The sequence below is a fragment of the Corynebacterium drakensteinense genome, assembly GCF_041224285.1.
GTDB lineage: Bacteria > Actinomycetota > Actinomycetes > Mycobacteriales > Mycobacteriaceae > Corynebacterium.
Map to the genome: position 1 here is coordinate 21,667 of NZ_JAXOFP010000012.1, position 14,040 is coordinate 35,706.

Genomic DNA, 14,040 nt, shown 5'->3' on the forward strand with positions numbered 1-14,040 from the left:
GTGACATTGGTGCAACTTTCTACTATTTGCGGCGCACGACTAACTGCCCAGTGCATCCACAGAGGCAGACAAAAACATCAGCGCTGCGCCTGCAACAGCGCTGAAAGCGGCGTCGAACCGGCGCGAACGCACAGCAAAAACGCCCAGCTTCGCGGAATCGCAGGTCAGCCGCAACACAGCCAGCCAGAGCATCGCCACGCCCAGGGCAAACGTGGAACGACGCCAATGATCCGCCACCAAAAACCAGGCGGCGGCAGCCAGCAGCACGATAAACGCGGCCATCCCAACCCACTGCAACCACCCGGGTACGCGAGAGGGAGCCAGGTTCAGATCATGCGGGTTAGCCAAACCGCTGCGGTCTACCTTCTTTCGGTGAGTGCTCAGGCGACGAGCACCAGCACCGATCGGCGGTTCGGCGCGACGCCCAGCCCGATGCGAGAATGGTTTATCCGGCATGCAATTCTGCGCGCTCCACCACGTTGTGCACCAAGAACGCACGGGTCAGTGGACCCACACCACCGGGGTTCGGTGATACCGCACCGGCCTTCTCCCAGACATCGGGTGCGACGTCCCCGGCGAGTTTGCCGTCGACACGCGAAACGCCCACGTCCAATACGGCAGCACCTTCTTTCACCATGTCTGCGGTGAGCATATGTGGCACACCAGCAGCGGCGATGATGACATCAGCGGCCTTGGTCTCTGCCACCAGGTCTTTGGTTCCGGTGTGGCACAGGGTGACAGTGGAGTTTTCGCTACGACGAGTCAGCATCAGACCAATTGGGCGTCCCACGGTCACGCCACGGCCGATAACCACGACTTTCGCCCCATTGAGCTCCACATCAAACCGGCGCAGCAGCGAAATGCAGCCGTTCGGGGTGCACGGCAGGGGTGCGTCCTCGTTGAGCACCAGCTTGCCCAGGTTGACTGGGTGCAGGCCGTCGGCGTCCTTTTCGGGGTCGATGCGCTCCAGTACCTCGTTTTCGTTGAGATGCTTCGGCAGCGGCAACTGCACGATATAGCCGGTACAGGCTGGGTCCTCGTTGAGCTCATCAATGACGGCGAGCAATTCTTCCTGGCTGATATCGCCGGGCAGGTCGCGACGGATCGAGTTGATGCCCAGGGCTTCGCAGTCGCGGTGCTTCATTTTGACGTAGCTGTGCGAGCCTGGATCATCGCCCACCAACACGGTGGCCAGACCAGGGGTAATGCCCTTGTCGCGCAGCTTGTCGACGCGCTTTTTCAGATCGTCGAAGATTTCGTCTCGGTAGAGTTTTCCATCCAATGTCAATGCAGTCACGGCTACCATTCTAGACTCTTGCCATGGCCGATTTGCATGTTGTCTTTGATAATCCGGTGATCCCCTCGAATACCGGCAACGCGATCCGCTTAGCTGCGGTAACCGGAGCCCACCTGCATTTGGTGGAGCCACTGGGGTTCAACTTCGATGATAAGCACTTGAAACGCGCGGGGCTGGATTATCACGATCTGGCGGATCTGCAGATCCACCCCAACTTGGACGCGTGTTTGGAATCGCTTGGCGACGGCCGGGTCTTCGCCTTTAGCACTGGTGCCAGCACTTTTCACACCGAGGTGGATTACCAGGACGGCGATATTTTGCTCTTCGGTACCGAGCCCACGGGGCTTCCTGCCGAGGCACTAGCGCACCCGCGGATCACCGAGCAGGTGCGCATTCCCATGCTGCCGGCGCGGCGGTCGATGAATTTGTCGAATTCTGCTGCCGTCGCGGTCTTTGAGGCGTGGCGGCAACTGGGTTTTGCTGGCGGAATCTAGTGAAAAGTCCCCGCCTGTTCTAACTCCGGCAACGTGCGCTGGCGCAGGTATTCCAGGAGTTCTTCGGCATCGTCTGGCGAAAGATCCGCACCAACCATGTGCACTGGCCCGCCAACCAGGTCCAGGCGTAAACTGCGCAAACCAAGCAGCGCCTGTATCGGCCCCCTGCGCAACGAGAGCTCTTGGATGTGCGGCTCGGCGACAACCGCAACGCTCCGGCCGATACGACCGTGGTGGATGATCACGGCGTCGTCGACAAGCGTGACGCCCTGTTGTTGGTAATCAATCGGCGAGCACCAACGCGCCTGCTTCGGCGAGGTATACCGGGGCCGACTAAATCCTTCCGGCCGGGCAAATTCGGTGAGGTGCTCGTCGGCAAGCGGGGTGACCAGCGCGGCAATCTGCTGGGCCTGTTGATTGCTGCCGACGGGCAAGATCATCGTGGAGCCGGAATCACTACCGGACATAGCGCCGTATCCTGCGACATTGACCTGCACCATCCACCAGCCAGTCAGCCGCCACAAGACGGGTTGGCGGATTTCGACGGCATGGATGCGATTGAGCGGTACTGATTGCCGACGCCTGCTGGTGAGCCCGTACGCGATGTCGAGGGACGGTGAATTGTTCGGCCCGCCGGTCTCGTTGAGCGTGGCGGTGAATTGCCACGCGTTGTTGAGGTTCCCAATGACCGCGCCGATAACTGCAAGGAGGAACACAATTATTGACCCACCAGACAGCGGCGTGAACAGCTGAGAAAGCACGACAATAACCGCGATCATGGTGCTCGGACGCAGCGCCATTGAGCCGAGCACCCGCCCGGTAGGAATCGGCGGGATGATTACGCGGTTCGGTTGCTCAGCGGCATGAGCCGGATGGGCGAGATCAGGCTTGTGTGCTTGCGCGGCATCACCGGCTGGGGTTTCTGCTGGCGTCGCTTCCGGTGCGCCGGGTTCTGCGGTGCCCGAGTGCGCGATATCAGGCTCGGTTGATTTTTCACCACGCACGCGCTGCAGAACTTCCGCGCGTAGGCGTTCTGCTTGTTTCTTGCGCAGATATTCGACTTCAATCACAGAATCCGAGCCACCGGCAGTCTCGACGCGGACTTTCGCGAGGCCAAAGATGCGGGCGACGAACGGCTCGACGATGTCGACGGCTTGGATGCGATTGAACCGTGCAGAGCGCACTTGGGTAGAAAACACGCCCTTTTTGCGCGCGATTTCTTCGTCGTCAAGCCGGAAGCCCATGGCCCGCCACCAGAAATACGACAGCCCCACGATGAGTACCGCGATACCGAGCAGAATCGCGGTGCCAATGAGCAGGTCGGTCAGGTGCTCGCCGTCTGCCCAACTGGAAACCGCGTTGATGATCGTCGAATTGATGTTGACGAAAGTGACGACGGCCAAACCAACCAACAACGACCAGAATTCCAGGATCGGGGTGAGGAAATGGACGCGGTGCCACTGCTGCTGGTTGGCTTGTGCCTCGGCCGGTGGGTGTGAAGTCTGTGCACTGTGTGGCTGAGGGTTTTCTGCTGAACTCATAGGCCGCTCATCCTCTCACGGGCCTTTTCGGATAGGCGCTGACGTAATGCATCTGCGTCGGCAGCTTCTAGCCCGGGGACATCGGAATCGGACGACGACGAAGCCGTATGTAGCTTCACGTTTTTTAAGCCGAAGAGTTTATCGATGGGGCCTGCAGAAACATCCACAAATTGAATCCGCCCATACGGCACGACGGTAAAGGTGTGCCAAATTTTGCCGCGGGTGATCAGAAGTTCGTCGTCGGTTTCCTTCCAACCAAGCAGTTTCACCTGCCGTGGAATGAGCCAGATGCGAAAAAGGACGAAGGCGACTATGACGGCGGTGGCAATCCACAGCCAACTGCTCCAGAACACGGCGGCTGCGATGGAGCCACCAATAAATAACACGGCCCAGGGCAGGCCTGAAAGATAACGTGCTTTGATCAGTTTCCTCGACACTGGGTTCATAGCAGCCCAGGTTACCTTTCGTCACCGACACACGCTGCTCATTGCGCATCGTCACGTTCGTCATCTAGGTGTGGACCCAACGAGGAATAATCAACGGTGTTTCCGACTCTGGGTCACGAATAACTCGCGCATTCACGCCGAAAACTTCGCTAAGCAAGTCTTCTGTAAACACATGGTCGGGGCTTCCCTGTGAAACTATTGCGCCCTGTTTCATTGCAATGATGTGGTCACCGTAGCGCGCGGCTTGGTTGAGATCATGCAGCACGGCCACCATGGTCGCTCCCGTTTCTTGATTCAATCTACGACAAAGTTCCAGTAGCTCAATTTGGTGATTCAGGTCGAGATACGTGGTGGGTTCGTCGAGAAGCAAAATGCCGGTCTCTTGGGCTAGCGCAACCGCCATCCATACCCGTTGCCGCTGTCCACCAGATAGTTCGTCGACAAGCTTCCCAGATAATTCATGCACTCCAGTTGCCGTCATAGCTCGAGACACAGCCGCATCGTCGTCGTGCGTCCAAGGACTAAAAAGCTTTTGATATGGATATCGGCCTCGGTTAACCAAGTCCACGACCCGCACGCCTTCCGGAGCTACAGGGCCTTGCGGCAGTAAACCAATTTCTTGGGCCACCTTTTTCGTGGGTAGAGATTGAATTATTTCCCCATCTAACATGATGTGCCCTTGCGTCGGACGCAATAATCGAGCTAATGCTTTCAACAAGGTCGATTTACCACAAGCATTGGGACCAACAATCACCGTGAATTTCTCATCTGGGATTTCCACTGACAAATTTCGTGAAATCACGGTCGATTCGTAACCCAAGCTCGCATTTGCAGCTTGCAATCTGCTCATCGCGCTTTTCCTTCCCGGAACAGCAGCCACAAAAAGTAGATGCCACCAATCGAGACAGTAACAATGCCCACCGGCAACGGTGAATCTGGATATATCCGCTGAGCAATAACGTCTGCCAATAACAATAACAATGCTCCGACGGCAGCAGACGTGCCTAATACCAGTCCGTCGAGGCGCACAACACGACGGGCAATATGGGGAGCTGCAAGGGCAATGAAGGCAATCGGACCGACAGTGGACGTAGCTATTGCAATCAATCCGATGCCAACCACGATGGCAAGCAACTGCACCCAATGCACGTGCAAGCCAAGAGCGGTAGCGAAGGGGATACCGATTTGTATAATGCGCATCGGACGTAACAGGCATACCGCGCCGATGCCGAAGATTATTGCCCCGCAGGCGATCAGCCACACATCAAACCAGGTAGCACCGGATAGATTTCCGGCTCCCCATAAACTTGCCATCAGAGCATCTTCTACTGTCGCGGTCAGCAGCATCCACGTATTCAACGAAGCCAACATTGCACTGACTCCAATGCCAACGATCACTAAACGCACACCGCGGGTATTGCCATTGCGCACCGATAGGAAAAATACCACCAGTGCAGTCATGATCCCACCGACCAGGGCCCCAATCATCACGCTAATCGAGCTGCCTCCAACCACCAACATGACGAATAATGCACCGGTATAAGAGCCCGTTTGGAAGCCGATAACATCCGGTGAACCGAGCGCGTTGTTTGTGAGTGTTTGGAAAATAGATCCACTCATAGCCAGTGATGCGCCGAGGAGTACCGCGATAATGATGCGCGGTGCTCTCCATTCCACGACGATCATCGTGGTGAAGCTATCTCCTCGCCCCAACACAGCATTCCAGGTCTCGGTTGGTGTTACTGAAGCAGATCCGGTAAAAAGCGCAAAAATGCCTAATGCGATTATCGTGATCCAGACCGAAACACTGACCCACAGCGCTCGCGCGTCGATACGCCAGACACCGTGAATTTTCCCAGGAATAGGCAACTCGTAACATTGCCTTCCAAAATCAAGTCTTTGCGCTGTATGCACGAGTTCTCCTGTCTGTGCTGACTGCTAATCGCGGGATCCTATCCGCTCATTTCGTGCTTCGCCGCCGATTCCGCTCTTTACGGCGCTCACGTCAGTCTTATAACTCATTCAACCGGAATCGCCGCGCCATCCAGATGAGCACGGGAGCACCAATGAATGCTGTTACTACGCCAACAGGCACTTCACCTGGAGAAAGGATTCGTCCCAGCACATCGCTTACGGCAACAACGAGGGTTCCCAAGAACATTGAATATGCAGTGATCCACCCCTGATGCGGCCCAACCATCATGCGGGCGAGGTGTGGGGCAAGCAAGCCCACGAAGCCAATGGGGCCGGTTGCTGCTGTAGCACCGCCTGCCAGCAACGTGATGGCTACCAAAGCCACCAACCGGATTCGGTTCGGTCGTGCACCCATCGCAACGGCACTTGCCTCCCCTAAGGCCAATACATCTAAGGCTCGTGTGCTGAGAAATGCAATCACGAGGCCAATCGCAATCAGTGGAACCACTGAGAGTGCATCCTCGAGTGATTGTGAAGCCGTAGTACCTGCAGCCCAGCCCCTCATTTGGCGCAATACATCTGAGTTGGTCAGCAAAATTGCGGAACTAAGTCCGCTCAGTACTGCACCAATGGCAACACCTGACAAGGTCATGCGCACGGCATTACCCCGGTTTTTTCCAGTGTTACCGACGATGAAAACGACAATCGAGGTTATAAAAGCACCGGCGAGTGCGAACCACATGTAGTTTCGTAGATCGGTGAGCCCCAAAAAGGCTAATCCTGCAACCACAGCCAATGATGCACCAGCATTGACACCGAGAATTCCTGGGTCAGTCAGCGGGTTGCGGGTTACTGCTTGCATGAGCCCGCCGGCCACGCCCAACGACGCACCAGATAAAACCACCAGGACAGTTCGAGGTACACGTGACTGCCAGACCACCTGTGAAATCGGATCTCCGAGTTCTGGGTGAAAAAGGTAACGCAGTACATCATCGGGGGCGATCGAACGGGCTCCGATCGCCAAGCTGAGTATTAAAGACGCCAACGTGACGATGACGAGAACTACCAGCCCTGCCGTTCGGAAGCGAGAAAGCACTGTGAATGAGCCTTAGCTCAGCTTGTCAAAGTCTTTGACTTTTTCAGCCAATCCCTGCAACCAATGTGCAAACGTGGAATAGGTCATCGCACCCTTGGAAGCCCATCCGCTAATCTGTCCCTGTTCAACAGCTGGCAAACTCTCCCAGAGCTCAGCAGAAAACGGCTGTTCATCATCCAGCCCTTCGACCAATATGACATCAGCTGGGTAGGTGTTAGCTTCCTCCCATGCAACCTTGCCCCATGGATTGCCTTCTGCCGGCGGCTCAGCTCCGACGATGTTAGCACCAAGCTCTTCGAGCAGGTTTGCATGATTGAACCCTACAGCGGTGTAAAGCGTTTCTTTTGTTGGGCTAGCCAGCATGAAATCAAGATCTTTGCCCTCGACAGCAGCGCTGAAATCATCTTTAGCCGATTCATAGTCTTCGCGTGCCTGAACCAGTTTTTGATCGCTCAGGTCGGCGCCGAGAAATTCACCTAATTTTTCTGTGCCTTCAATATTTTCTTCTATACTGTCGCCATCAGGAAGCGGGATAAACGTAGCGACACTTGTCAATTGCTTGTTGACATCATCATCAAACCAGCTCCAGCCGTCGGCTTCACCGTGCCCGATTACAGCATCAGGACGAAGCTCGGCAAGCTTTTCCATATCAATCTCGCCGTCTTTGCCAATCTGCTCGATGTTGCTGATATCGGTATCACCCATGACCCATGGATTATCGCAGTCATAACCGAAAATTGCGTCCGGGGTAATGTCTAGATGGTCCAAAGCGCTATACGCATAGCAATCCATCACCAATTTTTCAGGGGTCTGCTCGAATTCTAGACTGAGTCCCTCAATTGTGGGGTGTTCAAAAGCAATGGCTGCACCGCTCTCCGACGAAGACGATTCATTACCTGCTGAGGTATCAGCGGGATCATCTCCACTACAAGCACTCACGAATAGAGCAAACGCACTGGCTGTAGCCAGTGCGCGGGTGTTTTTCCTGCTAAGCATTATGGTCCTTTCAGCTTCCCAACTTCTGGGTTAACTTACTCAGAATAGCATAAGCTTAATATAAATAGGGGAGCCTTTTATAAATATAAGGCTCGCCAGAAAGTGCTAAGCCCTAAACGAACTTGATCTCGGTTTCTTCTACACGCTTGAAGCCTTCTTGGTGGTCACCGAACAACTGCACGTTGCAGTCCTGGGTGGTGCAGTCGACGCCTTCGCCGGTTGGGGTCGCACGCAAGGTGACAACAGCAGTGCCGTCTTCCTTCATGTCCACGGTGCCACCCTCAGTCTTGACCCAAGCCTGAGTGGCTTCGTCGCCATGCTCACCGGTGCACAGTGGTGGACGACCCTCAGCACCGTCCTCTTCGTCAACACAAATAGCGACGTAGTAGCCCTGCTCTGTGTTCAGGCCAGACAGTTCGATCTGCAGTTCGCTGTCTGCTTCCACACCAGCTTCTGGGTCCGGGGTCACGCGCATTTCAGCATCAATGGCCTGCATTGCTTTGTCCCCGGCTTCTTTGGCCTTTTCGGTGGCGGATTCTGCGGCTTCGCCAGCCGCCTTTGTAGCGGATTCTGCGGCTTCGCCTGCCTCAGAAGTAACCGATGCTGCGGTGTCTGCGGCTTCTTCAGAAGAGCAGCTGGCCAGCACCAGTGCGGATGCGGCGGTGATGCCCAGAGCTGCGGAACGGAGCGTACGGCGACGAGAGGTCTTTGCAATAGTCATAGAAGCATTATATGCATGATTAGTTTTTGAACAACGTAAGAGTTGCTTTAGAGGTAACCATCAGGAAATATGGCGAGATGTGAATTCCCTGCGCACAATACTCTTAGCGACGCTTTCTACCGCGTGCATCCTCTTAGCATCGTGCACGGATGTGGATTCTTCAGCCGACCAAGCAATGGTTACCGAAACGTCAACGGAAACCTTTACGGAAACTGCAACCGCGTCGGCAGAATCCATGGAAGAAGCACGTGCTGAAGACGCAGCGGAAAACCCAGCCGAAGTCAACGCGCACGAGCATTCTGGGCGTGGCAATGGCACTGTGCTCCCGGAACGTTACGACGAACGCTTCCCGCGTGCCCAGGAAGCACCAGCAGATCAGCCACCAGCACCGGAGGCTCCGGGGGCGAATCCCGAGATGAACGAGCACCCGGTGGCGCCGGCGCACGTCGATGCTCCTGCTGCTCCACCGGCGGCACCCGGCGGCGAAACGTATTTCCAAAATTGCGCAGCCGCTCGTGCAGCCGGTGCCGCTCCCCTGCACGCAGGCGATCCGGGTTATCGCTCACAGCTAGACCGAGACAAGGACGGCGTAGCCTGCGAATAAAACTATCCGCACCACACCGTAGGCTTGTGGCATGAAGCAATCGCTTATCGACGCCCACGAGATTCTTGCCGACGCCAACCAGGTGGAAGTGTTCACTGGCGCGGGCATGAGTGCGGATAGTGGGATCGCCACTTACCGGGACGCGCAGACCGGCTTGTGGGAGAACGTTGACCCGCAGGCGATGGCCTCAATCGATGCGTGGCATCGCGATCCAGAAACCATGTTTGCCTGGTACCTATGGCGCGCACACTTGGCACAACGCGCCGAGCCCAACGCCGGACACCGCGCCCTTGCAGCAGCACGAAAAGTGACCGTGACAACGCAAAACATTGATAACCTACATGAACGCGCTGGCAGTGACGACGTTGCCCACTTGCATGGTTCTTTGTTTGAATTCCGCTGCACGGATTGCGCAACGCCTTATCGTGAGCAGATTGCCCTGCCTACCACGCCAGTGAAAAAGATTACGCCGCCAGAATGCAAGGAGTGCGGTGGGCTCATTCGGCCAGGCGTGGTCTGGTTTGGCGAACCGCTACCACAAAATGAGTGGGTAGAGGCGGAACGTCGGATGTCCACGGCGGACGCGCTGCTCATCGTGGGAACTTCTGGGGTGGTCTACCCTGCCGCCGGGCTGCCTGTGACGGCGTATAGGCGTGGTATTCCGATCGTGGAGGTCAGCCCACAGCCGACGGATTTATCACAGCTAGCCAGCGTGGTTGTCACGGCCACCGCTGCGGAGGCTCTGTCACACATACTCGCTGGGAGGATCACTAGCAATCCGTAATCTGGTATTCAGGAACACAATGGGCTACAAAGCACCCATGGGTCACAAAGCACCGTTGTGTCGAGATGCCCCGATCACGTCAACCAATGGAAACGCTTAGGACACCTACTATGAATCATGCCAGGTCAATATGTGTTTACACACTAGCCCCGAACTCATGGAGCTGCTACATTGTCATGGGCCCATGGCCTTCGCGGGACCAACTTGCGTTCAAAACCCATTCATTCTTGTACGGTTCGATTCTATCTTTCGAGGCTGCAGGAAAACTAGACAAGACCGCTCTCAAAGAAGCCTACGATGCTTATAAAGCCGCATTTTTTGACCCCCTCTACCAAGCAGCAATACAACGGTGCATCGTAGACGCAAAAATATCCCAAATCGCCACCCAAATTACCCCATTTCTACACCACCACATATATCTCCAATTCGAAATTTTCGACGATGCCTCCCTACTCGAATGGATCAAACGTTATGCCCACACAGTCGACCCCGCACTAAATCTAGGCCGCCCAGTCCATTTCAATCCAGATATTGAAATAGAAAAACCACAAGGCCAAAAACCAGAACTAGTCGGCTTTTACGGGTATATGTATGAATTTCCGTGGCCAAATCAGTCCATGTATTGCCGAAGCGAACAAGAACTTCTGGCACGCACAGCAGGATTTGCCTTTGAAACTCTTGCCGCCAGAATACATTTCCGGCATTCCCCACCAATGGACAGTGAATTTCCTTTTCGATACAACGCCCAATTGCGTTGGTGGGAAAGCTATTGGAATGGATGCTTCGATGAGATGGCACCATGCGAAAAAGTCGCCAGCTTTATTCGCGCACAGCATCATTACGAGCCTTATTTCATTCGAATTTATCCGTTGTTCCCTGCAAAAACAGCAGTCGAAGTAAAGGATTAAGGATTAAACACCTGGGCATCAACCCCAGGCCAACTTCGCAAGCGCAAATCACTACGCCCCACGCATCTGCATGAGCTCAGCAGACCCGTCCTCCACAAACAGCGGATCGAACCGCGCGAATAACTCGTGCAGTTTCTGTTCAACCCGCGATTGTTTTTCTTTCCGGTCCTCGCCGCCGCGGCTAAACCGCGACATCGGGGGAAGCAGTTTCGCGATCTTCGCACCGCCCAGGTAGGCCGCTCCACTGCCGAAAGCAGCGGGTACCACATCCCAGGTGGCGTCTGCTTTTAATTTTTCGCCTTCAATAATGCGGTTCAGTTCTTGCGCCATTTTGCGGCGCACGTATGCTGGCCAGGCCTCATCAACGGAGGTTGTCACGGTAACGGAATCAACGAATTCTTCTACCAAGTCTTTCTTGTTCCGCAGCTGCGGGCTGGAATCTACCGCACGGGTAATTTGTGCGCGAATTTCGGCATCTTCGCTGCTTTCGACGTCTCCGTGCGACTCCCGGTATTTTTCTACCAGCAGCAAAATATAATCGACAGTGATGCCGACTTGTTTGACCAGTTCGATCTCAAAGACAACATCGTCGTTGATATTTTCTTTTTCTGCTCGCTCGGTTCTGCGGAAGTCGTTGTATAAGTCCAGGTAGCGGCTGCGGTAGTCCTGGGCATCCCGTTCACTCAAAATTTCATTACCGGCAAAATTATCGAACGCCGTCAAGATGTTCTGCAGCCGCAGGATAGCGCCGAACAGAGCAATGAATTCCTTTTGTGCCTGCTCGCCGACGATCCGTTCGCCCAGCGGGTAGGTATCCAGCAGTTCGGTGACTTTCTCGGCGTACTCGTCGTAATACTCCGCGAATGGTTTCAGCGTGACGATGCTGCGCGCATCTTTGTTGCCGAATAGCTCCAGCGCCTTGTTCGTTTCTTCTTCCAGGTCGCGGAAGCACACGATGTTGCCGTAAGCTTTGGCGGAATTCAAAATGCGGTTGGTGCGTGAATACGCCTGGATCAACCCGTGGGCTCGTAGATTCTTGTCGACGAATAACGTGTTCATCGTGGTGGCGTCGAAGCCGGTGAGGAACATGTTCACGACAATAACCAGGTCGAGCTCTTTGTTCTTCAGCCGCATGGACAAGTCTTTGTAATAGTTTTGGAAGCTATCCGACGAGGTGTCGTAGCTGGTTCCGAACATGTTGTTGTAATCGGCGATGACCGCGTCGAGGAATTCCCGTGAATCGCCGCTCAAGCGCTCGGCATCAAAGCCTTCTTCATCCAGGCTGCCGTCGGCGGTGGCTTCGTTGACGCCGTAGGAATAGATCATGCCCACGCGCAAGCGTTTGTCACTGGGTAGTCCTGCTTGCTGGCGTGCGAATTCTTGGTAGTAGAGTTTCGCGGCGGTGATCGAGGAGACTGCAAACAGCGCGTTGAAGCCTTTTACCCGGCGTGCGGCTTTCACGGTTTCTTCGGCTTTGCGTCCGCGGGAAGCCTGCGCAACGTTGGTAACCACGGAGTGTTCGTAGCTGGTGGCGCGCAGTGTTTTCTGGTCATAATGCGTCCGAATATAGGAGACCACCCCGGTGATGCGTTGTGGGGCCAGCAGCGCTGCTTCCCTATCAATCGCGCTGACTTCCACATCGCCAGAACCATTGCCGCCAGAACCATTGGCGGCATTAGAGTCATTGGCGTCGGCAGCTCGCATGGTATTGATGTAGTCCACGCGAAACGGCAGCACGTTTTTGTCGCTGATGGCGTCCACGATGGTGTAAGTGTGGAGCTTTTCTCCAAAGGCTTGTTCGGTGGTGCGCAAGTTGGGGTTTCCCCCGCCGGTGCTATTCACGGCGAAGATGGGAGTGCCGGTAAAACCGAAGAGGTTGTAGCGTTTGAACGAACGCGTGATGAGCGTGTGCATATCCCCAAATTGGGAGCGGTGGCATTCGTCGAAAATGATCACGACGTGTTGGTTGGTGACGTCGTGGTTTTTCTCGCGTTTCAGGAACGTCGAGAGTTTCTGGATCGTTGTAATGATGATGCGCGCGGTGGGGTCTTCAAGCTGTTGTTTCAGCACCTTCGTCGAGGTGTTTGAGTTGGCCGCACCTTTTTCGAAGCGGTCGTATTCACGCATGGTTTGGTAGTCGAGGTCTTTACGGTCCACGACGAATAGGACCTTGTCGACGCTGTCCATCCGCGATGCCAGCTGTGCCGTCTTGAACGAGGTCAGGGTTTTGCCGGAACCAGTGGTGTGCCACACATAGCCACCGGCGTCGATGGTGCCGAGCTTTTTGTAGTTCGTGGCGATGGTGATCTTTTGCAGGATGCGCTCTGTGGCCACAATCTGATACGGGCGCATGACCAGCAACAGGTGATCGGAAGTAAGCACGCAGAACTTCGTCAGGATGTTCAGCAGGGTGCGTTTGGCGAAGAACGTGCGGGCGAAGGCTGGGAGTTCTTCGATTGGTTTGTTGTTGGCATCGGCCCACCAGGAGGTGAATTCGTAGCTGTTCGAGGTTTTGGTTTTCCCGCCCCGGGTGGAGTTTTCTACGTGCTGCGCGCGGGTGGTGTTGGAGTAGTACTTCGTCAGCGTGCCATTGCTGATGACGAATAGTTGCACGTATTGAAACAGCCCGCGTTCGGCCCAGAAGCTGTGGCGCTGGTAGCGGTCGATCTGGTTGAAGGCTTCACGGATGTCCACGCCGCGGCGTTTGAGCTCGACGTGTACGAGTGGCAGGCCGTTGACCAGGATGGTGACGTCATACCGGTTGGAATAGGCGGCGCCGCCTTCGGTTTTGTCGACCTCGTATTGGTTGATCACCTGCAGGTGGTTGTTGTGGATGTTTTTCTTATCCAGCAGCCGGATATTTTTGGTGCTGCCGTCGTCACGCACCAAGGGTTGGATGTGGTCTTCTTGGATGCGGATGGTCTTTTCTTTAATGCCATCGTTGGCGCCGGCGACGTGGTTATCGAAAAACCGGGTCCATTCTGCATCGCTGAACTGCACGTTGTTCAGGCGCTCGAGCTGCGTGCGCAGGTTGGCCAGTAGCTGGTCTTCGGTGTGGATCGGCAGATGCTCGTAGGCTTGGGAGCGCAAAATGCTGATGAATTCGCGTTCGAGTTCCGCCTCAGATTGGTAGGCGGTTTCTTCAGCGGGTTCCGCGATGTATTCTGCGACGACGGTCGATTCTTCGGATACCGCAACGGGATCGTAATTGCGTGCGGGGTTGTCGATCATCTGAGCCT

At 55.3% G+C, this 14,040-nt stretch carries 14 protein-coding genes; 4 read left to right on the forward strand and 10 right to left on the reverse strand.

Annotated features, from left to right (window positions below; genetic code table 11):
* Window positions 1-39: 39 nt before the first annotated feature.
* Together U1140_RS07885 and U1140_RS07890 are read right to left on the reverse strand one after the other, a co-directional pair.
* Window positions 40-456, reverse strand: coding sequence for a DUF3017 domain-containing protein (locus tag U1140_RS07885; protein WP_369847046.1), 417 nt, complete (start codon window positions 454-456; stop codon window positions 40-42).
* On the reverse strand, window positions 446-1,297 hold the full coding sequence (locus tag U1140_RS07890; protein ID WP_369847047.1) for a bifunctional methylenetetrahydrofolate dehydrogenase/methenyltetrahydrofolate cyclohydrolase: 852 nt from the start codon (window positions 1,295-1,297) through the stop codon (window positions 446-448). The genes U1140_RS07885 and U1140_RS07890 overlap by 11 nt, the downstream gene beginning before the upstream one ends.
* Before the next feature lie 23 nt (window positions 1,298-1,320).
* On the opposite strand from U1140_RS07890, the gene U1140_RS07895 reads away from it, so the two are divergent.
* Window positions 1,321-1,791 carry a tRNA (cytidine(34)-2'-O)-methyltransferase gene (locus tag U1140_RS07895; protein WP_369847048.1) on the forward strand — a complete coding sequence of 157 codons (471 nt, stop codon included), beginning with the start codon at window positions 1,321-1,323 and terminating at the stop codon, window positions 1,789-1,791.
* Here U1140_RS07895 and U1140_RS07900 read toward each other — a convergent pair.
* From U1140_RS07900 to U1140_RS07930, 7 genes are all read right to left on the reverse strand, one after another.
* A complete protein-coding gene (locus tag U1140_RS07900; RefSeq protein WP_369847049.1) occupies window positions 1,788-3,332 on the reverse strand; it encodes a PH domain-containing protein in 1,545 nt (514 codons plus the stop codon). The genes U1140_RS07895 and U1140_RS07900 overlap by 4 nt on opposite strands.
* Window positions 3,329-3,778 (reverse strand): PH domain-containing protein, encoded by a 450-nt coding sequence (locus U1140_RS07905; protein WP_249624498.1) that lies wholly within the window; start codon window positions 3,776-3,778, stop codon window positions 3,329-3,331. The genes U1140_RS07900 and U1140_RS07905 overlap by 4 nt, the downstream gene beginning before the upstream one ends.
* 64 nt (window positions 3,779-3,842) lie before the next feature.
* Window positions 3,843-4,628 carry an ABC transporter ATP-binding protein gene (locus tag U1140_RS07910; RefSeq protein ID WP_306515861.1) on the reverse strand — a complete coding sequence of 262 codons (786 nt, stop codon included), beginning with the start codon at window positions 4,626-4,628 and terminating at the stop codon, window positions 3,843-3,845.
* Window positions 4,625-5,692: a FecCD family ABC transporter permease gene (locus tag U1140_RS07915; RefSeq protein ID WP_369847051.1), complete on the reverse strand. Its 1,068-nt coding sequence runs from the start codon at window positions 5,690-5,692 to the stop codon at window positions 4,625-4,627. The genes U1140_RS07910 and U1140_RS07915 overlap by 4 nt, the downstream gene beginning before the upstream one ends.
* Before the next feature lie 97 nt (window positions 5,693-5,789).
* Complete coding sequence (locus U1140_RS07920) at window positions 5,790-6,788, reverse strand: FecCD family ABC transporter permease (RefSeq protein WP_369847053.1); 999 nt, start codon at window positions 6,786-6,788, stop codon at window positions 5,790-5,792.
* A 12-nt stretch (window positions 6,789-6,800) separates the two neighbouring features.
* Entirely contained in the window at window positions 6,801-7,784 is a 984-nt protein-coding gene (locus U1140_RS07925; RefSeq protein WP_369847054.1) for an ABC transporter substrate-binding protein, read from the reverse strand.
* A gap of 112 nt (window positions 7,785-7,896) precedes the next feature.
* Window positions 7,897-8,505, reverse strand: a complete 609-nt coding sequence (locus tag U1140_RS07930; protein WP_369847056.1) for a hypothetical protein — start codon at window positions 8,503-8,505, stop codon at window positions 7,897-7,899.
* 151 nt (window positions 8,506-8,656) lie between these two features.
* Here U1140_RS07930 and U1140_RS07935 point away from each other — a divergent pair, with 151 nt between their 5' ends.
* The 3 genes from U1140_RS07935 (at window position 8,657) to U1140_RS07945 (ending at window position 10,801) form a co-directional block, all read left to right on the forward strand.
* On the forward strand, window positions 8,657-9,109 hold the full coding sequence (locus U1140_RS07935) for an excalibur calcium-binding domain-containing protein (protein ID WP_231892410.1): 453 nt from the start codon (window positions 8,657-8,659) through the stop codon (window positions 9,107-9,109).
* 31 nt (window positions 9,110-9,140) lie between these two features.
* The gene (locus U1140_RS07940; RefSeq protein ID WP_369847057.1) at window positions 9,141-9,893 is read left to right on the forward strand and encodes an NAD-dependent deacylase; all 753 of its coding nucleotides are present in this window, start codon (window positions 9,141-9,143) and stop codon (window positions 9,891-9,893) included.
* Window positions 9,894-10,120: 227 nt separating this feature from the next.
* Entirely contained in the window at window positions 10,121-10,801 is a 681-nt protein-coding gene (locus U1140_RS07945) for a hypothetical protein (RefSeq protein ID WP_369847058.1), read from the forward strand.
* Between the two features lie 51 nt (window positions 10,802-10,852).
* On the opposite strand, the gene U1140_RS07950 is transcribed toward U1140_RS07945, so the two are convergent.
* Entirely contained in the window at window positions 10,853-14,032 is a 3,180-nt protein-coding gene (locus U1140_RS07950) for a type I restriction endonuclease subunit R (protein ID WP_369847059.1), read from the reverse strand.
* Window positions 14,033-14,040 lie beyond the last annotated feature (8 nt).